This is a genomic window from Ruegeria sp. HKCCD7303 (genome assembly GCF_013111185.1).
Taxonomy (GTDB): domain Bacteria; phylum Pseudomonadota; class Alphaproteobacteria; order Rhodobacterales; family Rhodobacteraceae; genus Ruegeria.
This window is the reverse complement of record NZ_WVRE01000004.1, coordinates 180,969-206,504: the sequence shown is the minus strand read 5'-3', so window position 1 is coordinate 206,504 and position 25,536 is coordinate 180,969. Positions and strand designations below refer to the sequence as shown.

At 57.9% G+C, this 25,536-nt stretch carries 23 protein-coding genes and 2 tRNA genes; 12 read left to right on the top strand and 13 right to left on the bottom strand.

Features of this window, described 5'->3' with window-relative positions; translation table 11 throughout:
- Positions 1-48: 48 nt before the first annotated feature.
- The 9 genes from murD to mraZ are packed head-to-tail and all read right to left on the bottom strand — an operon-like array spanning position 49 to position 9,666.
- The gene (murD, locus tag GS630_RS12855) at positions 49-1,446 is read right to left on the bottom strand and encodes a UDP-N-acetylmuramoyl-L-alanine--D-glutamate ligase (RefSeq protein ID WP_171620617.1); all 1,398 of its coding nucleotides are present in this window, start codon (positions 1,444-1,446) and stop codon (positions 49-51) included.
- Entirely contained in the window at positions 1,443-1,988 is a 546-nt protein-coding gene (locus GS630_RS12850) for an AAA family ATPase (RefSeq protein ID WP_171235518.1), read from the bottom strand. Before GS630_RS12850 ends, murD begins: the two co-directional genes overlap by 4 nt.
- Positions 1,985-3,067 carry a phospho-N-acetylmuramoyl-pentapeptide-transferase gene (gene mraY, locus GS630_RS12845; RefSeq protein ID WP_171175328.1) on the bottom strand — a complete coding sequence of 361 codons (1,083 nt, stop codon included), beginning with the start codon at positions 3,065-3,067 and terminating at the stop codon, positions 1,985-1,987. The genes GS630_RS12850 and mraY overlap by 4 nt, the downstream gene beginning before the upstream one ends.
- Before the next feature lie 36 nt (positions 3,068-3,103).
- Positions 3,104-4,498 carry a UDP-N-acetylmuramoyl-tripeptide--D-alanyl-D-alanine ligase gene (gene murF / locus GS630_RS12840; protein ID WP_171175330.1) on the bottom strand — a complete coding sequence of 465 codons (1,395 nt, stop codon included), beginning with the start codon at positions 4,496-4,498 and terminating at the stop codon, positions 3,104-3,106.
- Positions 4,495-5,994 carry a UDP-N-acetylmuramoyl-L-alanyl-D-glutamate--2,6-diaminopimelate ligase gene (locus tag GS630_RS12835; protein ID WP_171620615.1) on the bottom strand — a complete coding sequence of 500 codons (1,500 nt, stop codon included), beginning with the start codon at positions 5,992-5,994 and terminating at the stop codon, positions 4,495-4,497. Before GS630_RS12835 ends, murF begins: the two co-directional genes overlap by 4 nt.
- Before the next feature lie 22 nt (positions 5,995-6,016).
- The gene (locus GS630_RS12830) at positions 6,017-7,804 is read right to left on the bottom strand and encodes a penicillin-binding protein 2 (RefSeq protein ID WP_171175334.1); all 1,788 of its coding nucleotides are present in this window, start codon (positions 7,802-7,804) and stop codon (positions 6,017-6,019) included.
- Positions 7,801-8,169: a cell division protein FtsL gene (locus GS630_RS12825; RefSeq protein ID WP_171175337.1), complete on the bottom strand. Its 369-nt coding sequence runs from the start codon at positions 8,167-8,169 to the stop codon at positions 7,801-7,803. Before GS630_RS12825 ends, GS630_RS12830 begins: the two co-directional genes overlap by 4 nt.
- A complete protein-coding gene (rsmH, locus tag GS630_RS12820) occupies positions 8,166-9,158 on the bottom strand; it encodes a 16S rRNA (cytosine(1402)-N(4))-methyltransferase RsmH (protein WP_171176228.1) in 993 nt (330 codons plus the stop codon). Before rsmH ends, GS630_RS12825 begins: the two co-directional genes overlap by 4 nt.
- A 4-nt stretch (positions 9,159-9,162) precedes the next feature.
- Complete coding sequence (gene mraZ / locus GS630_RS12815) at positions 9,163-9,666, bottom strand: division/cell wall cluster transcriptional repressor MraZ (RefSeq protein WP_171175340.1); 504 nt, start codon at positions 9,664-9,666, stop codon at positions 9,163-9,165.
- A 992-nt stretch (positions 9,667-10,658) separates the two neighbouring features.
- Here mraZ and GS630_RS12810 point away from each other — a divergent pair.
- Positions 10,659-10,883 (top strand): DUF1127 domain-containing protein, encoded by a 225-nt coding sequence (locus GS630_RS12810; protein ID WP_171175342.1) that lies wholly within the window; start codon positions 10,659-10,661, stop codon positions 10,881-10,883.
- A 371-nt stretch (positions 10,884-11,254) separates the two neighbouring features.
- On the top strand, positions 11,255-11,545 hold the full coding sequence (locus tag GS630_RS12805) for a DUF1330 domain-containing protein (protein ID WP_171235512.1): 291 nt from the start codon (positions 11,255-11,257) through the stop codon (positions 11,543-11,545).
- Between the two features lie 4 nt (positions 11,546-11,549).
- Here the strand turns inward: GS630_RS12805 and GS630_RS12800 are convergent, their stop codons facing one another.
- Positions 11,550-13,952, bottom strand: coding sequence for an ATP-dependent helicase (locus GS630_RS12800; protein ID WP_171620613.1), 2,403 nt, complete (start codon positions 13,950-13,952; stop codon positions 11,550-11,552).
- A 180-nt stretch (positions 13,953-14,132) separates the two neighbouring features.
- On the opposite strand from GS630_RS12800, the gene GS630_RS12795 reads away from it, so the two are divergent.
- The 4 genes from GS630_RS12795 (at position 14,133) to GS630_RS12780 (ending at position 21,130) form a co-directional block, all read left to right on the top strand.
- Entirely contained in the window at positions 14,133-15,908 is a 1,776-nt protein-coding gene (locus tag GS630_RS12795; protein WP_171712042.1) for a sensor domain-containing diguanylate cyclase, read from the top strand.
- A gap of 39 nt (positions 15,909-15,947) precedes the next feature.
- Entirely contained in the window at positions 15,948-17,069 is a 1,122-nt protein-coding gene (locus tag GS630_RS12790) for an alpha-hydroxy acid oxidase (protein ID WP_171620609.1), read from the top strand.
- Positions 17,070-17,230: 161 nt separating this feature from the next.
- Entirely contained in the window at positions 17,231-20,668 is a 3,438-nt protein-coding gene (locus tag GS630_RS12785) for a pyruvate carboxylase (protein ID WP_171175358.1), read from the top strand.
- A gap of 78 nt (positions 20,669-20,746) precedes the next feature.
- Positions 20,747-21,130: an MAPEG family protein gene (locus tag GS630_RS12780; protein ID WP_171175360.1), complete on the top strand. Its 384-nt coding sequence runs from the start codon at positions 20,747-20,749 to the stop codon at positions 21,128-21,130.
- 13 nt (positions 21,131-21,143) lie between these two features.
- On the opposite strand, the gene GS630_RS12775 is transcribed toward GS630_RS12780, so the two are convergent.
- The gene (locus GS630_RS12775; protein WP_171175362.1) at positions 21,144-21,296 is read right to left on the bottom strand and encodes a hypothetical protein; all 153 of its coding nucleotides are present in this window, start codon (positions 21,294-21,296) and stop codon (positions 21,144-21,146) included.
- Positions 21,297-21,444: 148 nt separating this feature from the next.
- Here GS630_RS12775 and GS630_RS12770 point away from each other — a divergent pair.
- The 3 genes from GS630_RS12770 (at position 21,445) to GS630_RS12760 (ending at position 22,575) form a co-directional block, all read left to right on the top strand.
- Positions 21,445-21,519, top strand: a tRNA-Gly gene (locus GS630_RS12770).
- A 33-nt stretch (positions 21,520-21,552) separates the two neighbouring features.
- A tRNA-Gly gene (locus tag GS630_RS12765) sits at positions 21,553-21,627 on the top strand.
- A gap of 81 nt (positions 21,628-21,708) precedes the next feature.
- Positions 21,709-22,575 carry a GNAT family N-acetyltransferase gene (locus tag GS630_RS12760; protein ID WP_216599796.1) on the top strand — a complete coding sequence of 289 codons (867 nt, stop codon included), beginning with the start codon at positions 21,709-21,711 and terminating at the stop codon, positions 22,573-22,575.
- On the opposite strand, the gene GS630_RS12755 is transcribed toward GS630_RS12760, so the two are convergent.
- Positions 22,572-22,811, bottom strand: coding sequence for an Lrp/AsnC family transcriptional regulator (locus tag GS630_RS12755; RefSeq protein ID WP_050602861.1), 240 nt, complete (start codon positions 22,809-22,811; stop codon positions 22,572-22,574). The genes GS630_RS12760 and GS630_RS12755 overlap by 4 nt on opposite strands.
- Before the next feature lie 154 nt (positions 22,812-22,965).
- Between GS630_RS12755 and hisB the strand changes: the two genes are divergently transcribed.
- On the top strand, positions 22,966-23,553 hold the full coding sequence (gene hisB / locus GS630_RS12750; protein WP_171175366.1) for an imidazoleglycerol-phosphate dehydratase HisB: 588 nt from the start codon (positions 22,966-22,968) through the stop codon (positions 23,551-23,553).
- 85 nt (positions 23,554-23,638) lie between these two features.
- The gene (gene hisH, locus GS630_RS12745) at positions 23,639-24,277 is read left to right on the top strand and encodes an imidazole glycerol phosphate synthase subunit HisH (RefSeq protein WP_171175368.1); all 639 of its coding nucleotides are present in this window, start codon (positions 23,639-23,641) and stop codon (positions 24,275-24,277) included.
- A 3-nt stretch (positions 24,278-24,280) separates the two neighbouring features.
- On the opposite strand, the gene GS630_RS12740 is transcribed toward hisH, so the two are convergent.
- Positions 24,281-24,682 (bottom strand): DUF2147 domain-containing protein, encoded by a 402-nt coding sequence (locus GS630_RS12740; protein WP_171175370.1) that lies wholly within the window; start codon positions 24,680-24,682, stop codon positions 24,281-24,283.
- Positions 24,683-24,816: 134 nt separating this feature from the next.
- Between GS630_RS12740 and hisA the strand changes: the two genes are divergently transcribed.
- Positions 24,817-25,536: a 1-(5-phosphoribosyl)-5-[(5-phosphoribosylamino)methylideneamino]imidazole-4-carboxamide isomerase gene (hisA, locus tag GS630_RS12735; RefSeq protein WP_171175372.1), complete on the top strand. Its 720-nt coding sequence runs from the start codon at positions 24,817-24,819 to the stop codon at positions 25,534-25,536.

Below are 25,536 nucleotides of genomic sequence, written 5' to 3'. Positions count from 1 at the left end.
GTGTCAATCTGATTGGGAAAAGTCCAGATCAACCGGCAGAGCGTCGCCTTACGTCAGCCGCTTACGCACTTGTTCGGTAAAGTCATCGCCGCGTCGCTCGAAATTGTCATATTGATCGAAACTGGCAGCCGCCGGTGCCAACAACACCGTGTCACCCTCTTCCGCGTCTTCGATAGCTTGCGCTACGGCGGCCTCCATCGTGGTACAAACCAGGGCGTCCGCTTCCAGTTGCATCGCAAAACCAGCCGCTTCGCGACCGATCACGTAAGCTTTGCGCACCTGATCCGCTGCCGTGTTCAGAGCTGCGATACCGCCCTCTTTCTCAAGTCCACCGCAAATCCAGCGGATATTCTTGAACGCGCTCAACGCCTTCAAGGCACTGTCGACATTGGTCGCCTTCGAATCGTTGACGTAAGTAACCCCACCCGCTTCGGCAATGATCTGGCTGCGGTGCGGCAGGCCCGGATAGGACTGCAGCGCATCCTCGATCACGCGCGGGGCAAGTCCCAGCGACCGGCAGGCAGCGTAAGCCGCGCAGGCGTTTTGGTGGTTATGGGCACCGGGCAGACCTTTGATCGCGCGCAGGTCGATGGACCCTGCCTGACGCCCCTTGCGGTATTCCGACAAGAAACCTTTGCGTGCAAAAACCTGCCACCCTGGACCTGTCAGTTTGCGCGCAACCGAGATACGGATCACCCGGTCATCCGTTGGCCCTTCGGCCAGTTGCCCGGCCAGAAACGCACCTTCGATCTCATCAATGCCAATGATTGCGCGGTCTGGCCCGCCTTCGGCAAACAGGCGTCGTTTGGCCGCGAAATAGCCGCCCATGCCGCCGTGGCGGTCCAGATGATCGGGTGAAAGGTTGGTGAATACAGCCACGTCGGGTGTCAATGCACGGGCCAACTCGGTCTGATAGCTGCTGAGTTCCAGCACCACGACCGAACCATCACCACCCGGATCGATATCCAGAACCCCGCGCCCGATATTGCCTGCCAATTGCGCCTCGCGCCCGGCCTCGGTCAAGATGTGATGGATCAGCGCCGCCGTAGTGGATTTCCCATTCGATCCCGTCACCGCAATCACGCGCGGCGGCGTGTCGTAGTTGTTCCATTCCGACCCCGCGAAGGAAAGGAAGAACAGGCCGATGTCGTTGTCCACCGGCACGCCAGCGTCCAAAGCCGCGGAAACGACCGGGTTCGGTTCAGGATAAAGATGCGGAATGCCCGGTGAGACGATCAGCGACGCAATGCCGTCAAACGCGCCGTGTTTATGCAGATCGGCGCAAGTGAACCCTTCGCCTTCGGCAGTTTCACGAGCTGCCGGGTTGTCGTCCCAGCACACAGGCTCAGCCTTGCCAGCACGCAAGGCGCGTGCTGTCGCCAAGCCCGACCGGCCCAGCCCCAGAACTGCGACTTTCTGCCCTGAAAAGCCTTTGACCGGGATCATGTCTTATTTCCTTCGTCTAGCTGTGCCTCAAGCCAATCCGCCCGTTCTTCGACAGGCCGCTTTGGAACAAGGGTGGTCTTGAAACCAAGTTTGGGCAAGCGGTCGCACAAACCCTCATATTCCGCAAGAGCGTCAAACAGATCGTGCTTACGCTGACTGTCTTTCACATAGATTTCAGGCCATGGCGGGAACAGAAAAATCTGACGGTCATAGTCAAGCCGGACAATCCGATCTTTCAAGGCTTTGTCCAGATCAGTGTCAGTACGCTCAAACCAGATCAAGGCGTCCAGTGCCGATCGGTCGAATAGAACCAAACCGTCCGGGGCTTGGGTCATGTCGTTGAAAGCCGTCTCGATGACTTTCCGGCAAAACGCTTCGGTATTTGACCAGGGCAAGGCGGTTCCACCGACCTGCTGTTCCGCGATTACGACTCGGCGGCCGGGTTCTATGACAGTCGCATAGCCGCGCCGCGCCATCTCTTGCAGGAGGGTGGATTTACCGCCTCCTGAACAGCCTGACAGCACAATGCGACGTTTGCTCACCGTACCTTCAGCGTTGCCAGTCCGATCATCGCCAGGATCAGCGAGATGATCCAGAAACGGATGACGATGGTCGGTTCAGCCCAGCCTTTTTTCTCATAGTGGTGATGGATTGGGGCCATGAGGAAAACCCGCTTGCCGGTGCGTTTGAAGTAGAGGACCTGAATGATGACGCTCAACGCCTCGACCACGAACAGACCGCCAACCACGGCCAGAACAAGCTCGTGCTTGGTGGCGACGGCAATCGCACCCAGTGCACCACCTAGAGCCAATGAACCGGTGTCACCCATGAAGACCGCCGCGGGTGGTGCGTTGTACCACAAAAAGCCCAAACCGCCGCCGAACAAAGCAGCCGTAAAGATCAATATCTCACCGGTTCCGGGCACGTAGTGCACGTCCAGATACTCGGTAAAGTCCACACGTCCGACCGCATAGGCAATGATTCCAAGGGTCGTGGCGGCAATCATTGCGGGCATGATGGCCAGCCCATCCAGGCCGTCTGTCAGGTTTACTGCATTGGCAGCACCAACGATCACAACGACCGCGAACGGAATATAGAACAGGCCAAGATTGACCAGAGTGTCCTTGAAAACTGGCACCGCCAGTTGGTTCTGCAACGCCTCGGGATGGTGCAAAGATGCCCAGAGCGAGGCCAGAACCGCAATGATAATGCCCAGCGCCAGACGCATCTTGCCCGAAACACCCTTGGTGTTCTGCTTCGACACCTTGGCGTAGTCATCCGCGAACCCGATGGCCGCATAGGCCAAAGTCACAAACAACACCATCCAGACATAGGGATTGTCCCACCGTGCCCAGATCAGGGTCGACGTCACAAGGGCACCTACAATCAGCAACCCACCCATGGTGGGCGTGCCTGCCTTGGAAAAATGTCCCTCGGGGCCGTCATCGCGGATCGGTTGACCTTTGCCCTGTCGCTTGCGCAGAACATTGATCAGGGGTTTTCCGAACAGAAACCCAAAGATCAGCGCCGTCATAAAGGCACCGCCCGCGCGGAAGGTGATATAGCGGAAGAGGTTCCAGAAATCCCCTCCGTCCGACAGGGCGGTCAACCAATACAGCATGACAATACCTTTCTCACACGCGACGTCTGGGCGCGATCACCCATCAAGCGCGCTCCCTTGCCCCATTTTGCGCAGACCGTCAACAATCGTAGCCAGCGCCATGCTGAGAGAGCCCTTTGCCAACACCGTGTCGCCATCGCAGATCAATGAGGGCAAGTGTTCGGCCATCTCAGCACTGGTTTCGAACCAGAGCCCGCGCTTGTCATCGGGTAGCGCCTTGTGCAGGGCTTGCATCAAGGGGCCGATGCAATGCACCTGATTTATTTTCTCCATGGCTGCAACATTCGCCATTTCGGCGTGCATCGCCACTTCCTGCGAGCCCAGTTCCTTCATGTCGCCCAAAAACGCGATGCGGCGGGTACCTTGCGAGGCGGCCAACACGTCCAGCGCGGCCTCCATCGAGGTCGGATTGGCGTTGTAGCTGTCGTCCAATAGTTCGATTTGGCCACCACCAGACAACGGCAAGTTTTCGCGTACGCCGCGCCCCTTGACCGGCGACCACGCTCGCAGTCCCGCGACCGCTTGATCCAGATCGACACCCAGCTCCACGCAGGCCGCCAGAGCCCCAAGCGCGTTCATGGCAAAATGGGTGCCGGCAGAGTTGATCTCAAAGCGGATGAGTTGATCACCAACAGTGGCCTGAGCGTTCACGGCGTTGGACGCTTGCTGCACATCGGTCAAACGATAATCCGAAGCCTTGCGGCCAAAATCGACGATCCCCGCCCCGCAGTCCCGTGCACTTTGACGCAGAATTTCAGCGTGCTCGATGTCTGCATTGACAATCGCGGCCCCGCCGGGCTCCAACCCTTCGAAGATCGCCGCTTTTTCATGGGCGATGCCTGCGACCGAAGCAAAAGCTTCCAGATGCACCGCCGCGACAGTCGTGACCAACGCCACGTGCGGACGGGCCTGTTTGGCCAGAGGGGCAATCTCGCCCGGGTGGTTCATGCCGATCTCAATCACGGCATACTCAGTATCGCGCGGCATCCGCGCCAAAGTCAGCGGTACACCCCAATGGTTGTTGTAGCTGGCCACGCTGGCATGGGTCTTGCCTTGGGCTTCAAGAATTTTCGCCAGCATTTCTTTGGTCGAGGTCTTGCCGACGCTGCCCGTGACACCCACTATGCGCGCATCCGTTCGCGCACGGGCCGCCTGCCCCAAGGCTTCGAGACCTGCCTGCACGTCGTCAACGACCAGCAACGGTGCCCCTTCGGGGACACCTTCGGGAATGTGAGAAACCAGCGCAGCCCCGGCGCCTTTTTCCAACGCCTGCGCGACAAAATCATGACCGTCCCGCGCGGCTTTAAGCGCCACGAACAGATCGCCGGGCTGAAGGGTGCGAGTGTCGATCGATACACCATTTGCGATCCAGTCACGCGTGACCTGACCGCCTGTCGCTTCAACGGCCTCGGATGCTGTCCAGAGTGTCATGCAACCCTCCCGTCAAGCGCGGCCACAGAAATACTGGCCTGTTCAACGTCATCAAAAGGCAGAACCTGATCCCCGACGATCTGGCCGGTTTCGTGTCCCTTGCCAGCAATCAGCAGCGCATCGCCCGGTTGCAGCGCGTCGATGCCACGCAGGATGGCTTCGGCACGGTCGCCGACTTCGGTCACACTGGCCTGACCTGCGGCCTCAAGCGCACCTGCCATGACGGCCGCACGGATAGTGGCCGGGTCTTCGCTGCGTGGGTTGTCGTCGGTGATAAACACCACATCAGCATGGTTCGCCGCCGCCTTGCCCATCAGAGGGCGTTTCGTGGCGTCGCGATCACCGCCTGCTCCAACGATGGCGATCAGACGCCCCATCACGTGCGGGCGCAGCGCTTTGAGGGCAGTAGCCACCGCATCGGGCGTATGCGCGTAGTCCACAAAAACCGTTGCGCCGTTGTCGCGTGTTGCGGCCAGTTGCATCCGTCCCCGTACCGTCGTCAGATGCGGCAGAGTTTCAAAAACCCGCTCAGGGCTGTCGCCGGCGGCGATGACCAATCCGCAGGCCAGCAAGATATTTTCAGCCTGAAACCCGCCGATCAGATTCAGACGCGTCTGGAAAGTTCGGCCTCGCCAGGAAAAGCGCAGGTCCTGTCCTGTGGCGTCAAACCGCTGATTGATTAGGCATAAATCGGCATCGCCAAGACCAACGGTCAGCACCGATTGGCCTCGCGACTTTGCGATCCGCTGGACCTGCGCGCCCTTAGGGTCACTCAGATTGATCACCGCTGTACCGTCTTGCGGCAACACGCGGTCGAACAGCCCAGCCTTGGCGGCAAAATACGCCTCGAAGGTTTCGTGATAGTCCAGATGGTCCTGAGTGAAGTTTGAAAACCCTGCGGCTGTCAGGTGCACGCCATCCAGGCGGCGTTGCTCCAGGCCGTGGGACGATGCTTCCATCGCGGCATGGGTCACACTATTTTCAGCTGCCTCTGCCAGACAGCGATGCAGGGTGATTGGTTCAGGGGTGGTGTGGGCCAGCGGTGCGGTCCATGCACCCTCGACCCCGGTCGTACCGAGGTTGACAGCGGCGTGGCCCAGCTCAGTCCAGATCTGGCGCACAAAGGTGGCAACAGATGTTTTGCCGTTGGTACCGGTGACGGCGACGATGGTCTGCGGTTGTGCTCCAAACCACAACGCGGCTGCACCGGCCAGCGCCTGACGCGGGTCTTCGACCACAATAAGTGCCGCGCCTGATTCAGAAAGCTCGGCTTCGGCGATCTGGGCCCCTTCGGCATCTGTCAGGATCGCGGATGCTCCCATTCGAAGGGCGTATTGGGTGAACTCCCCTCCATGCACCCGCGTGCCGGGAAGGGCCGCGAACAGGAAGCCGTCTTTCACTTCACGGCTGTCAACAGCCAAACCTGTGATGTCGGGGTTTGCGCCCCCGCGCGCGGTCAGGGCCAGTTGGTTGAGTTTCTTTGTCCTTGTGCCCATGACCCACCTCTTGCCGGACAGCCTAGTTTGAGGTCAGCGTTATAGCAGCGCCCGCCTCAGGCTCAAGCCGAGGACGCAGGCCCAGCAAGGGTGCGACGCGACCAATAAGTTCGGCGGCAACAGGCACGGCGGTCCAGCCCGCAGTGCGGCGCTTTTCGCCATATGCCAGGATCGAAGGTTCGTCCAATGTGACGATCAGAACGTATTTCGGATCATAGGCCGGAAAGATCGTCGCGAAGGTCGCTATGACCTTGTCATCGTAATACCCGCCACGCGGCTTTGGCTTGTCCGCTGTGCCGGTTTTGCCAGCCACGTCATAGCCTTTGACCTCAGCAAAGCTGGCGGTGCCGTCTGTCACCACTTTACGCAACATTTTCTGGGCCTGGCTTGCGGTGTTTTCCGACATGACCCGAGGGCCGTATTGCGGGCCGTTTTTCCGCAGAATGGTCGGGCTGACATAATGCCCGCCATTGGCAATGGCCGCATAACCGGCCGCCAGATGCATCGGGCTGGTCGACAGACCATGACCGTAGGAAATGGTTACAGTGCTCAGTTCACCCCATTTTTTGGGCTTGAGCGGTACGCCACCTTTGGCCTCGACAATTTCAAACGGTGTTGGATCGAACATGCCCAACGTGTTCAGGAAATCCTGCTGTCGCTGCGCACCGATCTGCAACGCCAAACGGCCCGTACCCCGGTTCGAGCTGTGTACGATCACGTCCGCAACGCTGATCTTGCCGTAATTCTTGCCGTTGAACTCTCCGATCGGAAAACGACCGATCTTCATAGGGCCCGACGTGTCGATGATGGTATTGGAATTCACAAGCCCCAGTTGCACGGCCTGCGCTGCAGTGAAAATCTTGAAGACCGAGCCCAGTTCATAGACACCTTGTACATAGCGGTTGAACAGTGGGCTGTCTGATGGATCAAACCCCGAGGTCGGCGGGCGCGGGCGGTCATTTGGATCAAACGAGGGCAGCGACGCGGCTGAGACAACCTCACCCGTGTGTGCGTTCATCAGAACGGCCGAGGCCCCCTTGGCGTTCATGATCTTCATACCGCCATAGAGCACCTGTTCCACAGCCGCCTGAATGGTCAGGTCCAGCGACAATTGCAGCGGCTTGTTGCCGTTGGCCGGGTCACGCAGATAGTCGTCGAACTGTTTCTCGACACCTGCAACACCAATTACTTCGGCGGCACTGACGCCCTCACGACCAAAGCCGGACCCGCCCAGAATATGCGCGGCAAGCTTGCCGTTGGGATAAAGGCGCATTTCGCGTGGGCCAAACAGAATGCCCGGATCGCCGATGTCGTGTACGGCTTGCTTCTGTTCGGGTGAGATGCGTTTTTTAATCCACAGAAACTTACGCTTGCCCGTGAAGTCCTTGACCAGACGCTCTTTGTCCAGATCCGGGAAGATTGCCACCAACTGATCTGCGGCGGCAATCGGGTCGATCATCAGGGGCGGCTGCGCGTATACCGAATAGGTGTCCAGATTTGTTGCCAGGATGCGCCCTTCGCGGTCAACGATATTGGCGCGCTGCATGGCAATGGTCGCACCCGGCGCACTTGCTACTGGCTCCTGCGCCTCGGACGTGGCCAGCATACCCATGCGGGCACCAACAACCGAGAAAGCGCAGAAGAAGAAGAAGCCCAGCACCAACAGGCGCCCTTCGGCGCGGGCGCGGGCGCGGTCTTTCATATCCTCGTGGCGTTTGCGGATGTTTTCCCGTTCAATCGCCTTTGGATTTTCACCTCGGGCGCGAGCATCAAGAATTCGGGCCAGGGGGCGCAGAGGCGTGCGTGTCATGGAATCTGCACCTCGCCCAACGCCTTAATGTCAGTGATGGCCTGCAACTCAATCGGATCAACGATGGGCAGATCGGGGTCTTCGGCATAGGCAATCTGATCGGCACGCCCAAACTGCTCCGCTCGCAGCGGCAACAGTCCCAGACGCTCAAAGTTCAAATCTGCCAATTCGCGCAGTCGGTCAGGGCGGTTCAGATAGGCCCATTCCGCGTTCAAAACGGCCAGCCGAACCTGTGCCATGCCAATCTCGCGCTGGAGTTTCTGCGTTTCTTTAACCACCTGCTGGGTGCGGTAGTTTTCCTGATAGGCCCACAGCGCCAATCCAAAAACGGACAGAGCGGTCAACACATACAAAATACTCTTCATTTTGCCCTTCCCCCCAGTTGCGGCATCCCTATGGCGCGGGCCTCAATTTCCCCTGCCGGTGCCTCAGTTCGGATTGCCACGCGCAGTTTGGCCGAGCGCGCACGCGGGTTTTCCTGCAATTCCAGCTCATCCGGGCCTACGGCCTTACGGGTCTTCAGCGTGAATTGCGGCTGATCCTGCTCGATTTCAGGCGCGTAACGGTTCGCACGCCCTGTCTTACCCGCGCGGGATTGAAAGAACCGCTTGACCATCCGATCCTCGATGGAATGGAAGGTCACAACGGCCAGTTGCCCGCCAGGCTTTAATGCCCTTTCCGCGGCCATCAATCCCTGAAACAGCTCTTCATATTCGGCATTGACCGCGATCCGCAGCCCTTGAAAGCTGCGTGTCGCCGGGTGCGATTGCCCGGGCTTGGGGCGCGGCAGGCAGGACTCGATGATCTCGGCCAAACGCAGGGTCGTAGTGATTGGTTCTTCGCTTCGCGCCTTCACGATGGCCTTGGCGATCCGACGGCTCGCGCGTTCCTCACCGAAATGGAACAGAATATCCGCCAATTGCGCCTCGGTCGCCTCATTCACCAGATCGGCGGCGCTTTCGCCTTCCTGACTCATGCGCATGTCCAAGGGGCCGTCTTTCATGAAAGAAAACCCACGCTCGGCCTGATCCAGCTGCATCGAAGACACACCAAGATCCAGCACCACACCATCCAGATCCTGCGCGTATTCGTCCATCCGCGAGAACACACCGGGCTGCATCACCAACCGGTCGCCATACTCTCCTGCCCAATCAGCGGCCATTTCAAAGGCCAGCGGATCACGGTCGACGCCAATCACCTTGTCTGCCCCTGCATCCAGCAACCCGCGCGTATATCCGCCTGCCCCAAAGGTGCCATCCAGCCAAACACCCGATACCGGAGACACTGCGGCCAGCAGTGGGCGCAGCAGAACAGGGATATGGGGTTTATCGGAGGGAGGGACAGCGCCGGACATGCCGTCACGCGTCCCCGATGCCATCGAGGTAGACCATCGGGTCGAAATCGTCGGGCAGATCGTCCATCCACTCTTCAGCCTTGGCCAGTTCTTCAACATTGTAGGTTTCGGGCTTCCAGATCTGGAAGGTGTCACCCGCGGCGATAAAGAAGGCCTCATTCTCAAGGTCAATCTTGTTGCGCAGCTTGGCAGGCAAGACCAGACGTCCGGTTTCATCCACGTTTGTCGGGAAGGACTGACCGTGGAACATGCGTTGCAGCATCTTACGCTCCATCGACCCACGTGGCAGAGCGTCGATTTTGGCGTCAACCTCGTCAATCGCCTGCATCGTATAACATTCAAGGTATTTGCGGCGGTGGTCGCCGTAGACGATCACAAGCTCTGGATTGTCACCGGGCTGCCAGTTGGGATCGGACGCTTCAAGCACACGGCGAAACGAGGCCGGGATCGAGACCCTGCCCTTCGTATCCACCTTATGGTGGCTTTCACCTCTAAACCTGCGCGCCAAGACGACTGTCCCTTTCGCTTGCGCCCCACCTCAAAATTCACGTTCCCCCCGATGAAAAACGGCGAGTTGATCTGCTGCCACTGATCAACCCGCCGCATTGACCCGCTTTGCGGGATGTCCAGCTGCACGCGCCACCTGGGGGGATGTCTGCTCGCCCGCGCGCCGGATCTCTTGGTTGATGAAAGCGAGATGCCTGTATGAAACCTGATTAGTATTTTTGGTTCGGGGTCGTTTGGTGCCCCTGCTGCCTCGTCCTCATCGGATGTACAAGGGATGCCATGGGAATTCATGGAAATCAACAGGAATTTTTCCAACCGTGTTGCATGAAACACGGCTTCGACATGACCAAATGTGGAAGATTCGCCACCAAGGCACTACAAATAGAAAATTTTAAATTTGAACATCAATATATAGACAAATGCTCGATGGAAAAAATTTCCCACGTTTTCCCGTTTTTTCTGAATTTTTCGCTTAGGCTGGATTTTTTGGCTCGCTGCGGACAGTCGTCACATCGAATCGTAACTCAAAAAAACTAGAGATTTAGGCCGCGATTCCCCGCTCAAACCAGAACCGCCCATAAATTCCCGTAAGCTGACCCAGCTCAAGCAAGGAAGCGGGGCTTGGGTCCCGCTCCACCCCAGAAACCCGGAATCATCAAGACGACGCCACCTCGCTAAATGTCATTCCAGGGATCCACCGAAACGTCAGGCACTGGCTGTCCACGATATAAGTCGCACAAATTCGCGCCGAATGCGCTCAATTCAAAGGCAGGCCACAGCAGCGCCTTTTTCAGGCCTTCAAAGGCACCCCATGGTAAAACCTATATTTTAAAGGTGTATATCTCTGTGTCGGGAAAAACCAAACCAATCTATGCATTTGCTGCATAGCAGCATTGATGAAGTGACCCATTGTGCAATTGCAGCATTTGCCTATCTTCAGGCTCAAGCAAACGCCGAATGACATCGGTAACGCAAGACAGACGGATGATGAAAATGGCAATCGCAAGCACACATACAGCCCCCAAGAGCGCACCGGCGTTCGGATTGAGCACACTGGTCGAAACCGCCAAGACCCGCTTTGCACGCTATCGCATGTACCGTCAGACTGTGAATGAACTGTCCAGCCTGTCGAACCGCGAACTGGCCGACCTGGGCCTGCACCGTTCGATTATCCGCCGGGTCGCAATGCAGGCGGCAGAAGACAACACCGCGCGTTAAGCGCACCAGAGATACCGAGATCAGGCCCTTCCTCCTCCCTTTAGGGTCTGTAATCAGCGGCAACGTCTTTCCTCCTCCCTGACGTTGCCGCACCCTATACCGGCCTCAAGATGCCGGAACGTGATACATCGAGGCTCTCCTCCTCCCTGCCTTGATGTTGAAAGCGCGCGGCGACGTCGTCCTCCTCCCTGACGTCGCCGCGTCTTACCCATACCGGGCTCAAACCCGGGTTCGTATACATCAGGGCTCTCCTCCTCCCTGCTCTGATGTTGACAAGACGGCGGTTCCCTCCTCCTCCCTGGGAACCGCCGTTTTTTGTTTTTCTGACACTGGTGTAAGATGGCCCTCTGATTTCGGATCCGGAGGACGCCATGGCCGCCTATTTCATCGCGCAGATCGACATCCACGACCCGGATGGGTATCAGGAGTATCTGGCGGGCTTCATGCCGATCTTTGATCGCCATGGCGGCCGTTTGCTCACCGTTTCTTCCAAACCGGTCGAACGTATCGAAGGCGATTGGCCGGAAGGTGGAATTGTGCTGATGGAGTTTCCGGACCTTGCCGCAGCGAAAGCCTGGAAAGATGACCCCGACTACATCGCACTGGCAACGATCCGACAGGCCACGGCATCGACCAATCTGGTTCTTGTTGAAGGATTATGATGCCTTAGAACGGAACGTCATCTTTGTTGGTCAGGAATCGTGACACCACTTTCTTGGTGCCCGCCTTATCGAAATCGACCTCGACCTTGTCGCCCTCGATACCGATGACCGCGCCATAGCCGAACTTCTGGTGGAAAACGCGTTCACCCAGCGTGAAGCTGGCCAAAGCGGTGGCGTCGATCACCGTGTTCCGACTTTCGCGGGGTTGTGACGTGCCATATTGCCCCTGCCGCGCTTGCATCCGTTTCCAGCCCGGTGAGTTATAGACATTGGCTTCGGCTGCGCGGGATTCGATTCCCGCTGTCTGGTGCCCGCCGCCATAGAGGCCGGGAGGAGTCAGAACCTCTACATGCTCTCCCGGCAATTCGTCGATGAAACGCGAAGGCATGGAGTTCTGCCATTGCCCAAAAACCCGCCGGTTGGCGGCAAAGGAAATCGTACAAACCTCTTCCGCGCGGGTGATGCCGACATAGGCCAGGCGACGCTCTTCCTCGAGCCCCTTGAGCCCGGATTCGTCCATCGACCGCTGCGAGGGGAACAACCCGTCCTCCCATCCTGGCAGGAAAACAACCGGAAACTCGAGCCCCTTGGCTGCATGTAGAGTCATGATCGACACCTTGGCCCCATCCGAATCCTGTTCGTTGTCTATGACAAGGCTGACGTGTTCCAAAAACCCCTGAAGGTTTTCGAAATTGTCCAGTTGGTTGACCAGTTCCTTAAGGTTTTCCAAACGCCCCGGCGCTTCAGGGGTCTTGTCGTTCTGCCAATGAGCAGTGTAGCCGGATTCGTCGAGGATGATCTGGGCCAGTTCGATATGCGTATGCTCGGGCGCACCGAACCGCAGGGGTGATCCGTCATCAATCACCGAGTCGTCGTCTACCTCGATCCGCGGGCCGCGCGTCATCGCGTTCCACCGCGCCAGCCCATCAATCAACTCGCGCAGGGCTTTGCCACCCTTCCCCTTGATCAGCCCATTGTCGACGGCGATCCGTGCCCCATCAACCAGAGAAACACCGTTTTCACGTGCAGTCATCTGAATGGTCAGCTGCGCCTTGTCGCCAAGGCCGCGTTTTGGAGTGTTCACTATACGCTCAAAGGCCAGATCGTCTTCGGGGCTGATCACCAGCCGGAAATAGGCCATGGCATCGCGAATCTCCATCCGTTCATAGAATCGCGGGCCGCCGATCACTTTGTAAGGCAGACCAATGGTCAGGAAGCGGTCTTCGAACGCGCGCATCTGGTGCGAGGCGCGGACGAGGATGGAGATTTCATCCAGGTTCACCGGGCGGATACCGCGCGTACCGCCTTGCATTGCGTCGATTTCCTCGCCAATCCAGCGGGCCTCTTCCTCGCCATCCCAATGGCCGATCAGGTTGACCTTGTGACCTTCCTCAGCATCGGTCCAGAGCTCTTTGCCCAGCCGGTTTTCGTTGCCTCGAATGACGTTCGATGCAGCTGCTAGAATATGCGGGGTCGAGCGGTAGTTCTGCTCCAGCCGCACCACATAAGCGCCCGGGAAATCCTTTTCGAACCGCAAGATGTTGCCCACTTCGGCCCCGCGCCAGCCGTAAATCGACTGATCGTCGTCCCCCACACAACATATATTTTTGTGCCCACCGGCCAGCAATCGCAGCCAAAGGTATTGGGCGACGTTGGTATCCTGATACTCGTCCACCAGAATGTAGCGGAACCAGCGTTGGTATTGCTCCAAAACGTCCGGATGGGTTTGGAAGATCGTGACCATATGCAGCAGAAGGTCGCCGAAATCTACCGCATTCAACTCTCGCAGGCGCGTCTGGTACTGAGCGTAAAGCTCGATACCCTTGTTGTTGTAGGCCCCAGCATCGGCAGAAGGCACCTTGTCCGGTGTCAGCGCGCGGTTCTTCCAATCGTCAATAATCCCCAGCAAGTGCCGCGGCGGCCAACGCTTCTCATCAATGTTATTCACTTTCAGCAACTGCTTTATAAGCCGCAGTTGGTCGTCCGCATCCAAAATAGTGAAGTTTGATTTAAGATCGACCAACTCTGCGTGACGTCGAAGCAATTTAGCGCTAATTGAATGAAAAGTACCAAGCCAACGCACAGGTTCTTGGACCGAATAAGGAGTATTCTCCAAACGAACTTGCATCTCTTTCGCGGCCTTGTTGGTGAAGGTCACTGCTAAAATTTCGTTCGCCCTGACCCCGTGTTGCTCTATCAGATGCGCAACACGTGCCATCAACGTCCTTGTTTTTCCTGTACCCGCACCGGCCAATATCAAAAGGGGGCCGTCGACTTTTTCGACCGCATCTCCCTGTGCAGGGTTAAGACCCTTCTTGTACTCGCCTTTCGGCTCTGAAAACCGAGCCATAGCCCGCGCCGACAGCGATGCGCCCTCGAAGGCGTCCATTTCGTCAAAACTGCTCATGGATCCAAACTACGCTGGATCAGCCCGAAGGGAAAGAGTTTGTTCACGGCTTGTTCACAGGCTTTTAACACTTCTTTTTGCATTAATTCGAAACAAAGAAACGACCATCGCCGCTCAAAAGTTAACCCACTGTCAAACTCAGGGCCGGATGCTGATCCCATTGCTGTGGGAGCGGGAAAGATGGAACAGACGAATCCGACGACAGGATCATCGCGTTTGAAAATGGTGGGTGCGGGCCTGATGCTGGTCGTTCTGACGGTAGCAGCCGGTTGGGGCATCTACGCGGTCCCGGCACCGGTGGTGGATCGCATGCTGGAAGCAGACCTGCGCAAAAGCGCCGTGCGGCTGAGCCGTCAGGTCGAAAGCAATTTAAGCAGTCTGGAGGCGACATTCCGCGATCATTCGCTCAGCCCGCATGACCAGGATTTTCTGAATCTGTTGCCAGAAACCTCGGACATCTACCGGTTCAAACTGTTCGATGCATCAGGCAACGTATTTTGGTCGACCCGCAGCAGTGACGTTGGCTCGGTGAACACAAAACCTTACTTTAAGTCTGTCGTTGCCGCCGGCGGCCTTTATTACAAACACGAAGAGAAACCTATCACGGAAATTGACTCCTTTGACCCCGATCCCCGCGGGAATAAGGGGCTGAACAGCCGTCATGTCGCCGAGGTCTATACACCGATTATCAAAGATGCGACGTTTCTGGGGGCAATCGAATTCTATTCGGACATCTCGGACCTAAGGAATCTGTTCATCACTCGGGTGCGCTTGTCTCTGGCTATCCTCAGCGGAGTGGCGTTGCTGGCCCTGACAACTGTGATCCTGATTGTCCACCGCACCAACCTGCGTCAAGTGCGCGACCTTCGCAAACGAGCCGTGAAAGAGCGGGAATTGATGGACGAACAGCTGCGCTTGGCCCGCGAAGTACGCTTGCTGGGTGAGTTGAATGAATGGCTGCAATCCAGTCGATCGCTGGATGAGCTGTTCGATATGGTGTCACGCTTCATGACCCACATCCTGCCCGAGGCGGAGGGCAGCGTTTATGTCTATTCCAACTCTCGCGATGTTCTGGACGGTTGCGCCAGCTGGAATGGCGGCACGCACAAGTCGCATATTCACCCCGAAGGCTGCTGGGGATTGCGGCGTGGACGCACCTATGAATTCGGCGCATCCGAGATCGACTTTGTCTGTGAACACGCCGAACCGCATGATGGGCGACCCTATTTCTGTTTTCCCATCCTCGCGCATGGCGAAACCGTCGGCCTGCTGCATCTTAGGGCGCTTGCCGGGCGTGACGCATGTTTTCACAAAAGTCGTAAACTCGCGCAGCTGTGCGCCGAGCAGATCAGCATGGCCATTGCCAACGTCAGAATGCGCGATCAATTGCATGACCAATCGGTACGCGACCCTCTGACTGGCCTATTCAATCGTCGTCACTTGACGGAAACGCTACGCAAGTCGATCAGCCGCAGCCAAAAGACCGGAGCGGCGCTGAGTCTGATCGCCGTGGACGTGGATCATTTCAAAAAGTTCAACGACACGCATGGGCACGACGCAGGTGACATGGTCTTGCGTGCGGTTGGGGCCGCGCTGGAACAGGGCTGCGACCGCGACGAGGTGGCCTGCCGCATCGGCGGTGAAGAATTTATGTTGATCCTACCCGACAACACCCCCGAAGACGCTGTGACCCGCGCAGAGCAGCTGAGACAGGCAGTCGAAGCCGTCACCGTCCGCTATGGCGAAAAGGCCTTGCCCCGCATCACCATCTCGGTCGGGGTGGCGCATTACCCGAAGCACGGAACCATGCCACAGGATCTGATGCGCGCGGCCGACGATGCGCTTTATGCGGCCAACGACAAAGGGCGCAACCAGGTTGAGGTAGCCAGCGAAACCCAGAATCAGGTCAAGCGACCCCTCGCCAAAGGCAAGCAGACCCACCCGGACGCGGCCTAATACCCTTGCCGAATCACGCAGCGGGTCGGATCAATGTGCATGGACCTGCACAGCACCTTTCCCGGCATACCGGATTTGAAACGTCACGCGCGCCGCCGCCTGCCGCATTTCGTATGGGAATATATCGAAAGCGGTACAGGGGCAGAAACGACTCTGATACGAAATCGAAAGGCGCTGGATGACGTCCGCCTTTCGCCCTCGATCCTGCACGGCGAACTGGAATTTGATACGTCGAGAACCTTACTGGGCCGTGATTACCCTTTGCCCTTTGGAATAGCGCCGATCGGGATGTCCGGGTTGGTCTGGCCCGACGCGGAACGCCTGTTGGCTCAGGCAGCCGCGGAGGAAGGGATTCCATATGCGCTGTCCACCGTGGCCAGCCAAAGCCCTGAGGACCTGGCACCACACCTGGGACCAAACGCCTGGTTTCAGCTTTACCCGCCGCGCGACCCAGACATTCGCAAGGATATGTTGGGTCGGGCGCATCAGGCCGGGTTTCGAACCCTTGTGCTGACTGTGGATGTCCCAGTAGCCTCACGCAGGGAACGACAAACCCGCTCGGGCCTGAGGCAGCCACCAAAGCTGACGCCGCGTTTGCTGGCACAGATTGCGACAAAGCCCGCTTGGGCCATGGGTATGCTGCGCAATGGCGTGCCGCATATGCGCACTCTGGACAAGTATATCGAAGATCCGGGCGATCTGCCGCCGACGGCCCATATTGGGTACCTGTTGAGGACATCACCGGGGTTGGACTATGTATCGTGGCTGCGCGATCATTGGGACGGAGGCTTTGTGGTCAAAGGCATCTTGCGTCCCGAAGATTCTGACAGACTGGAACGGGTGGGTGTGGACGCCCTGTGGGTCTCGAATCACGGAGGTCGCCAATTTGACGCAGCCCCGGCCAGCATTGAAGCTCTTCCAGCTATTCGCGACGCCACCAATTTACCGCTAATATTTGACAGCGGTATCGAAAGTGGCCTGGATGTACTGCGCGCGCTTTCCCTAGGCGCCGATTTTGTCATGCTTGGGCGCGCTTTTTTGTACGGGTTGGCGGCACTTGGCCCTTGCGGCCCCGCGCATGTCATCGATGTTCTGAGACAGGATCTGCACGCAAATATGGGTCAGATGGGTCTGGCGGCACTGTCTCAAATTGAGAGATGATGTTAATAATTTGATGCTGCAGCGCGGCATGCGTATAAGGCTACAGCGGCCAAAGGGCGTTTGCGAGCGGTAACATGCCGGTTCTACCCAGAAGAACGGATATACCTGCGCGTATTGTTCGCCCAATAACACGCCCAAACACATAAAGACCGGGACTTAATATGACAGACTTCACCAAGATCCTGATCGCCAACCGCGGCGAGATTGCCATTCGCGTTATGCGCGCAGCGAACGAGATGGGCAAACGCACTGTTGCTGTCTTTGCCGAAGAGGACAAGCTTGGCCTGCATCGTTTCAAGGCCGATGAGGCCTATCGCATTGGCGAAGGCATGGGCCCGGTTGCTGCATATCTGAGCATTGACGAGATTATCCGCGTGGCCAAGGAGTGTGGCGCGGACGCGATCCATCCGGGCTATGGCCTGCTGTCCGAGAACCCGGATTTCGTGGATGCCTGTGTGCAGAACGGGATCACCTTTATTGGCCCCAAAGCCGAAACCATGCGCGCTCTGGGCGATAAAGCCAGTGCGCGGCGTGTGGCGATTGAGGCTGGCGTTCCGGTCATCCCCGCAACCGAAGTGTTAGGTGATGACATGGACGCGATCCGGGCCGAGGCCGCCGAGATCGGTTATCCGCTGATGCTCAAGGCCAGCTGGGGCGGTGGTGGTCGGGGTATGCGCCCGATTGAGTCCGAGGACGAATTGGAAGAAAAGGTGCTGGAAGGCCGTCGCGAGGCCGAAGCCGCCTTTGGCAATGGTGAGGGCTATCTGGAAAAGATGATCACCCGCGCCCGCCACGTCGAGGTTCAGATACTGGGCGACAAGCATGGTGAGATTTATCACCTTTATGAGCGTGACTGCTCGGTCCAGCGCCGCAACCAGAAGGTGGTCGAACGCGCCCCTGCCCCATACCTGTCCGAAGAGCAGCGCGCTGAGATCTGTGAACTGGGGCGTAAAATCTGCGCCCATGTGAACTATGAGTGCGCGGGCACTGTCGAGTTCCTGATGGATATGGAAACCGGCAAGTTCTACTTCATCGAAGTGAACCCGCGCGTGCAGGTGGAACACACTGTCACCGAGGAAGTCACCGGTATCGACATCGTTCAAGCACAGATTCTGATCGCTGAAGGCAAGACCCTGGCCGAAGCCACCGGCGCTGCCAGCCAGGCGGATGTGCATCTGAACGGCCATGCGCTGCAGACCCGGATTACGACCGAAGACCCACAGAACAACTTCATCCCCGACTATGGCCGCATCACCGCCTATCGCTCGGCCACCGGCATGGGCATTCGTCTGGATGGCGGCACCGCCTATGCGGGCGGGGTGATCACGCGGTATTACGACTCGCTGCTGACCAAGGTGACGGCCAAGGCCCCGACGCCTGAGGCCGCAATTGCCCGCATGGACCGCGCCCTGCGTGAATTCCGCATTCGCGGTGTCAGCACCAATATCGACTTTGTCATCAACCTGCTGAAACACCCAACTTTCCTGTCGAATGAATACACCACCAAGTTCATCGACACGACACCCGATCTGTTCGCGTTCAAGCGCCGCCGCGACCGGGGCACCAAGGTTCTGACCTATATCGCGGACATTACGGTGAACGGGCACCCCGAGACCAAGGATCGCCCCGAACCGCGCGCCGACTTGAAAGAGGCCAAACCCCCCGCGCAAAAGGCCGAACCACAAATGGGCACCCGCAACCTGCTGGAGCAAAAGGGCCCGCAGGCTGTGGCCGACTGGATGAAGGCGCAGCGTCAACTGCTGATCACCGACACCACCATGCGCGACGGGCATCAGTCACTGCTGGCGACCCGGATGCGGTCGATCGACATGATCAAGGTTGCTCCGACTTATGCGGCCAACCTGCCGCAGTTGTTCAGTGTAGAATGTTGGGGCGGCGCAACGTTCGACGTCGCCTATCGGTTCCTGCAGGAATGCCCGTGGCAGCGTTTGCGCGACCTGCGCGAAGCGATGCCGAACCTGATGACCCAGATGCTTCTGCGTGGAGCAAACGGGGTCGGCTACACCAACTACCCCGACAACGTGGTGCAGGAATTCGTACGCCAGGCGTCCAAGAACATTGATGTCTTCCGCGTGTTCGACTCGCTGAACTGGGTTGAGAACATGCGTGTGGCGATGGACGCTGTCGTCGAGAACGGCAAGATCTGCGAAGGCACGGTTTGCTACACGGGCGACATCCTTGACCCGGATCGGGCCAAGTACGACCTGAAGTATTATGTCGGCATGGCGAAAGAGCTGCGCGACGCAGGTGCGCATATCCTTGGCCTGAAAGACATGGCGGGTCTGTTGAAACCAGCCTCGGCCAAGATCCTGATCCGCGCGCTGAAAGAAGAGGTCGGCCTGCCGATCCATTTCCACACCCATGACACCGCCGGTATCGCCAGCGCGACCATTCTGGCCGCGTCCGATGCGGGTGTGGACGCCGTGGACTGCGCGATGGACAGCTTCTCGGGCAACACGTCACAGGCAACGCTGGGCACCGTGGTCGAGGCCCTGCGCCACACCGACCGCGACACCGGGCTGGACATCAAGGCAATCCGCGAGATCAGCGACTACTTCGAAGCGGTTCGCGGTCAGTATGCGGCCTTCGAATCCAGCCTGCAGGCCCCGGCGTCCGAGGTCTATCTGCACGAGATGCCCGGGGGTCAGTTCACCAACCTCAAGGCGCAGGCGCGTAGCCTGGGTCTGGAAGAGCGCTGGCACGAGGTCGCCCAGATGTATGCCGACGTAAACCAGATGTTCGGTGACATCGTGAAAGTGACGCCGTCGTCGAAGGTTGTTGGCGACATGGCGCTGATGATGGTCAGCCAAAACATGACCCGCGAACAGGTCGAGGACCCGGCAACTGACGTCGCCTTCCCCGACTCGGTCGTGGACATGATGCGTGGCAATCTGGGTCAGCCTCCGGGTGGGTTCCCCGACACCATCATCAAGAAGGTGCTGAAGGACGAGGCCCCCAACACAGAACGCCCCGGCAAGGACGTGCCTGCGGTTGATCTGGAAGCCACCCGCGCCGAACTGTCCAAGCAGCTGGAAGGCAAAGACGTCGATGACGAGGACCTGAACGGCTACCTGATGTATCCCAAGGTGTTCCTGGACTACATGGGACGTCATCGGATCTATGGCCCTGTCCGAACTCTGCCTACACGCACCTTCTTCTACGGCATGGAGCCGAGCGAAGAGATCACGGCCGAGATTGACCCGGGCAAGACGCTGGAGATCCGCTGTCAGGCGATTGGCGAGACCGATGAAAACGGCGAAGTCCGCGTGTTCTTTGAACTGAACGGCCAACCCCGTGTCATCCGGGTACCGAACCGGATGGTCACATCAAGCACTCAGGCCCGGCCCAAGGCTGAAACCGGCAACCCCGATCACGTCGGCGCACCAATGCCGGGGGTCGTGGCAACGGTTGCCGTAACTGCGGGACAAGAGGTCAAGGAAGGCGACATGCTGTTGACCATCGAGGCGATGAAAATGGAAACCGGCATCCACGCCGAACGCGACGCAACCGTCAAAGCTGTTCACGTGCAACCAGGCGGCCAGATCGACGCAAAAGACCTGCTCGTCGAACTGGAATAAGCCGTCGAACCAGCTAAAGTTCAAAGGGCCGTGCGGGAAACCGTGCGGCCCTTTTCAATGCTGGAACGGAGACAGACCATGCTTGCAATCACACCGATCTACGCGGCCCTGATCGCAATCCTGTACGTAGCGCTCAGCGTCAAAGTGATTCTACAGCGCCGTAGCGACAAAATTTCGGTCGGCGATGGCGGCAGCAAACTTATGATCAAGGCGATACGCACGCATTCCAATTGCGCCGAATACGCACCCATCGGCCTTTTGCTGATCGCAATGGTAGAGTTGCAAGGCGCAGGTAGCCTGACGTTACACGTGTTGGGCCTGATGCTGTTGGCCGGGCGTCTGTTGCACGCATACGGTTTTGGCAGAACGCCGCAGATCGTCATTCTGCGACAGCTTGGAATGGGGCTGACGTTCACAGCAATATTGGTAACCGCGATCGCGAATCTGGTCCTGGCCCTCTGACTGTAGGCGGGGTTTATCCCGCCAACACCAGCGTTTCGACCAGTGGCGCGCGCATCAGGACTGGGTCGACCTCGACCACCTTGTCCTCAACCCGTGCGCATAGCATCGTGGTCAATATGATCAGCGCGGCCAACAGCGCCATTTTCATATCAGCTATACGTGCCATTTTCATTCTTCAGCCCCTCTTATTTTTTCACGCTCTAGATTTTCAACGAGCTGGGCTCGGATTTCCGTCGAAAGATTTTTCCTCTTTTTTGCGTTTTTCCGCTTGCAGCCTCGCGTGGGAATTTATACATCCCTCCTCACTCAACGGCGCGGGCGTAGCTCAGGGGTAGAGCATAACCTTGCCAAGGTTAGGGTCGGGCGTTCGAATCGCCTCGCCCGCTCCATTGAGAGGTCTTTGGACCACATATGTATCTGATGCGGGCGTAGCTCAGGGGTAGAGCATAACCTTGCCAAGGTTAGGGTCGGGCGTTCGAATCGCCTCGCCCGCTCCAGATACCAACCGATCCGAACATGCTGGTTCTTTGCAGCGCGTTGCGCCATTCTGGTCGCATTACGCAATGCAGGATTACCCGATGTCTGATTATATCATTCGCCCACTCACTGCTGCCGAAGTCCAGCACGCTGTGGATTGGGCCGGTCGCGAAGGATGGAACCCCGGCGTACACGACGCCGAGTGCTTTCGCCCAACGGACCCGGACGGGTTTCTGGGCGGATTTCTGGATGGAGAGATGATTTCCTCGGTCTCGGCGGTGAATTACAACGCCGATTTCGCGTTTCTGGGCTTTTACATCGTTAAACCCGAGTTCCGGCACCATGGTCATGGGCTTGAGATAGCGCAACATGCGCTTGCTCATTGCGGCAGTCGTAACATGGGTCTGGATGGCGTTGTCGAGCAGCAGGAAAATTATCGCAAATCCGGCTTTACCTTCGCGTATAACAACTACCGATTTGCCGGAACAAAAACGCGGATGCTGGCGAAGCTGGGTACATCTTCGAATGATTGCGTAGCGGATCTGAGCAGTGCGTCAGATGAATTGAAAGCCTATGACCGCGACATGTTTCCCGCTGCACGCGATCTGTTCCTTGAAAGCTGGCTCAGCGCTTACAATCACGTATCAAAGGTCTATTCCGACAATGGCAGAATCCAAGGCTACGCAACGCTGCGCCCTTGCATCACCGGATACAAGGTTGGTCCGCTGTTTGCAGACAATACCGACATTGCAAGGGCTCTGTTAGCAGCTCTGCTGACGGCGATTCCCGAAGACCACAACGAGCATGAGGTTTTTGTGGACATGCCACGGCCCAACACATCAGCCTTCGCTTTGGCCGACGCGCTTGGACTGGACAAAGTGTTTGAAACCGCCCGGATGTATTCCAGCCATCAGCCGGATATCGATCTGGACCGAATCTTTGGCGTGACGACGTTCGAACTGGGCTAGAACGCCTTGAATGTCATGGTGGTCAGCGAGCGTTCGATGTTAGGGATCACTAGCAAGTGTTCGTTGATGAAGTGGCCCACATCCTCGGTCTCGGGGATATATAGCTTCAGAAGCAGGTCATATTCGCCGCTGGTGGAATACAGTTCGGAATGAATTTCGCGCAGGGCGATTTCTTCGGCCACCTTATAAGTGGTGCCGGGTTTGCAGCGGATCTGGATAAAAACGCAGGTGGACATAGTGTGACCCTATCGGTTCGTGTTGCTTGCAAGCTGACACGGGGCACAGCCGGGTGCAATCCCCTGCAACAGTTTGGCCTGAATGCCACCTATGGTCTGGATAAGGCAGCCCAACCCCGTCTATAAGCGCGCCTGTAGCAAAAGGAATTCGCCCATGCGCAGCGCTTCGATCAGCCGCAAGACCGCCGAGACCGAGATCACGGTTCAGGTCAATCTGGATGGCACCGGCACCTATGACAACCAGACCGGTGTTGGCTTCTTTGACCACATGCTGGATCAGCTGGCGCGCCACTCGCTGATCGACATGACGATCAGTGCCAAGGGTGATTATCACATCGACGACCATCACACGGTCGAAGATACCGGCATCGCGCTGGGTCAGGCACTGACGCAGGCTCTGGGCGATAAGAAAGGCATCCGCCGTTATGGCGAATGTCATCTGCCTATGGACGACGCACAAGTGCGCTGCGCGCTGGACTTGTCGGGCCGTCCGTTCCTGATCTGGAATGTAGACTTGCCCACGCAGAAGATCGGCACGTTCGACACAGAGCTTGTGCGAGAGTTTTTTCAGGCGCTCAGCACACATGGCGGCATCACCCTGCACATCGACCAGTTGCACGGCTTCAACAGCCATCACATTGCCGAGGCGGCTTTCAAAGCTGTCGCGCGCGCTTTGCGTGATGCAGTCGAAACCGATCCACGCAAGGCGGATGCGATTCCATCGACCAAGGGTGCTTTGTAGGCGGTGGTAAGGGGCGCCGCCCCTCTTGGCCTTTGGCCAATTCACCCCGCCGTATTTGGAACAAGAAGAAGAACAGGTCCGTATCATGTTGACTGCGATCATTGATTATGAGTCGGGCAATCTGCACTCGGCCGAGAAGGCTTTTCAGCGCATGGCGCGTGAATTGGATGCCGGTGAGGTTGTTGTGACCTCGGACGCAGACGTCGTGGCGCGTGCGGATCGTTTGGTGTTGCCGGGTGATGGGGCCTTTCCGGCCTGTGCCGCCGAGCTGCGGGGACACAGAGGCATCTATGATGCGATGGTCGAGGCAGTCGAGCAAAAGGGACGACCGTTTCTGGGCATCTGCGTTGGGATGCAACTGATGGCCACCAAGGGCCATGAATACAGCGAAACCGATGGTTTGGGCTGGGTTGCAGGTGATGTTGTCCGAATTGAGCCTTCGGATGCAGCCCTAAAAGTCCCCCATATGGGCTGGAATGATCTGGTCCTGGAAAGCGATCATCCAGTGTTCGATGGGGTGAAATCCGGTGATCACACGTATTTCGTCCACTCCTACCATTTTCGTGTGAGCGACCCAGCACAGCGGCTGGCTTACGTTGATTATGGGCAAGAGGTCACGGCCGTGATTGGCCGCGACACGATGGTTGGGATGCAGTTCCACCCCGAGAAAAGTCAGGACGTTGGGCTGCGTATGCTGGGCAACTTCCTGACCTGGAACCCCTGAGGGTTACTGGACGCGCGTCCAGGTTTGGCCGCGACAGATCAAACCACCCGCCACACAACCCTTGACGGTCAGCTTGTTCTGCCCGTCCAGCGACATTTTCGAATTGTAGGTCTTGTCGCGGTCCGGGGCCCAGATCTTGCCGCTGTCATAGCTGCCGCTACCTTCGGGCACCATGTCCCAGATGATCTGTTTGCCCAGATTTTCGTATTCCAGCTGCTGGTTCCCATCCGCATCAAAGGCGCTGTCGATTGTGCCGCAAATCGCGCTCCCGCATTCGGAAATCGTGACATGCAGGTAACCACCCGTGTCACCCGGCGCAGTCTTCCATAGCCCGTCAACAGGATCTGCTGCCAAAGCACTGGTCGCAAGAAGCGACAAACCCGCTGCAAACGTAAATTTCTTCATGATTTTCTCCCTGTTTTGAGGGCAGTCTGACCCGCCAAGGACCGACGGGCAAGAATGACCCAGCGTCGCGTTGCATCCCCTGCCCTGCCTGTGCGATATCCCGCGCGTGTAACAAAGATATAGGGCCGCCCGACATGATCCTCTACCCCGCCATCGACCTCAAAGACGGCAATGCCGTACGCCTGCTGCGCGGTGAAATGGACAAGGCCACCGTGTTCAATGAAGACCCTGCCGCACAGGCCCGCGCCTTTGTCGAGGCGGGATGCGAGTGGCTTCATCTGGTCGATCTGAACGGCGCGTTTGCGGGTGAACCGGTTAACGCCGCCCCGGTCGAGGCGATACTGAAAGCCTGCGACGTGCCCGCTCAGTTGGGTGGCGGTATCCGCGACATGGCCACGATCGAAACATGGATCGGCAAGGGTTTGGCGCGGGTCATTTTGGGCACAGTTGCGGTCGAAAACCCTGATCTGGTGCGCGAAGCGGCGAAAGCTTTTCCCGGCAAAGTCGCTGTGGGCATTGATGCGCGCAACGGTATGGTGGCGACTAAAGGCTGGGCCGAAGAGACTGACGTGCAGGTCACCGATCTGGCCCGCAGTTTCGAAGACGCAGGCGTGGCCGCAATCATCTATACTGACATCAACCGTGATGGCGCGATGCAGGGCCCGAACATCGAGGCGACAGCAGCCCTCGCTCAGGCGGTTTCTATCCCCGTGATTGCGTCGGGTGGCGTCAGCTCTTTGGAAGACCTGATCGCCCTGCGCGACTGTGGTGTCGAACTGGACGGCGCGATCTCGGGTCGGGCGCTGTATGATGGCGCGATTGACCTGGCCGAGGCCATTCGCGCCCTTAACTGA

What these genes read in the sequence shown, in the direction of transcription:
- murD (WP_171620617.1), bottom strand. Translation starts at nt 1,446, where the DNA reads ATGATCCCGGTCAAAGGCTTTTCAGGGCAGAAAGTCGCAGTTCTGGGG.
- mraY (WP_171175328.1), bottom strand. Translation starts at nt 3,067, where the DNA reads ATGCTGTATTGGTTGACCGCCCTGTCGGACGGAGGGGATTTCTGGAAC.
- murF (WP_171175330.1), bottom strand. Translation starts at nt 4,498, where the DNA reads ATGACACTCTGGACAGCATCCGAGGCCGTTGAAGCGACAGGCGGTCAG.
- GS630_RS12835 (WP_171620615.1), bottom strand. Translation starts at nt 5,994, where the DNA reads ATGGGCACAAGGACAAAGAAACTCAACCAACTGGCCCTGACCGCGCGC.
- GS630_RS12830 (WP_171175334.1), bottom strand. Translation starts at nt 7,804, where the DNA reads ATGACACGCACGCCTCTGCGCCCCCTGGCCCGAATTCTTGATGCTCGC.
- GS630_RS12825 (WP_171175337.1), bottom strand. Translation starts at nt 8,169, where the DNA reads ATGAAGAGTATTTTGTATGTGTTGACCGCTCTGTCCGTTTTTGGATTG.
- rsmH (WP_171176228.1), bottom strand. Translation starts at nt 9,158, where the DNA reads ATGTCCGGCGCTGTCCCTCCCTCCGATAAACCCCATATCCCTGTTCTG.
- GS630_RS12810 (WP_171175342.1), top strand. Translation starts at nt 10,659, where the DNA reads ATGGCAATCGCAAGCACACATACAGCCCCCAAGAGCGCACCGGCGTTC.
- GS630_RS12805 (WP_171235512.1), top strand. Translation starts at nt 11,255, where the DNA reads ATGGCCGCCTATTTCATCGCGCAGATCGACATCCACGACCCGGATGGG.
- GS630_RS12800 (WP_171620613.1), bottom strand. Translation starts at nt 13,952, where the DNA reads ATGAGCAGTTTTGACGAAATGGACGCCTTCGAGGGCGCATCGCTGTCG.
- GS630_RS12795 (WP_171712042.1), top strand. Translation starts at nt 14,133, where the DNA reads ATGGAACAGACGAATCCGACGACAGGATCATCGCGTTTGAAAATGGTG.
- GS630_RS12790 (WP_171620609.1), top strand. Translation starts at nt 15,948, where the DNA reads ATGGACCTGCACAGCACCTTTCCCGGCATACCGGATTTGAAACGTCAC.
- GS630_RS12785 (WP_171175358.1), top strand. Translation starts at nt 17,231, where the DNA reads ATGACAGACTTCACCAAGATCCTGATCGCCAACCGCGGCGAGATTGCC.
- GS630_RS12780 (WP_171175360.1), top strand. Translation starts at nt 20,747, where the DNA reads ATGCTTGCAATCACACCGATCTACGCGGCCCTGATCGCAATCCTGTAC.
- GS630_RS12775 (WP_171175362.1), bottom strand. Translation starts at nt 21,296, where the DNA reads ATGGCACGTATAGCTGATATGAAAATGGCGCTGTTGGCCGCGCTGATC.
- GS630_RS12760 (WP_216599796.1), top strand. Translation starts at nt 21,709, where the DNA reads ATGTCTGATTATATCATTCGCCCACTCACTGCTGCCGAAGTCCAGCAC.
- GS630_RS12755 (WP_050602861.1), bottom strand. Translation starts at nt 22,811, where the DNA reads ATGTCCACCTGCGTTTTTATCCAGATCCGCTGCAAACCCGGCACCACT.
- hisB (WP_171175366.1), top strand. Translation starts at nt 22,966, where the DNA reads ATGCGCAGCGCTTCGATCAGCCGCAAGACCGCCGAGACCGAGATCACG.
- hisH (WP_171175368.1), top strand. Translation starts at nt 23,639, where the DNA reads ATGTTGACTGCGATCATTGATTATGAGTCGGGCAATCTGCACTCGGCC.
- GS630_RS12740 (WP_171175370.1), bottom strand. Translation starts at nt 24,682, where the DNA reads ATGAAGAAATTTACGTTTGCAGCGGGTTTGTCGCTTCTTGCGACCAGT.
- hisA (WP_171175372.1), top strand. Translation starts at nt 24,817, where the DNA reads ATGATCCTCTACCCCGCCATCGACCTCAAAGACGGCAATGCCGTACGC.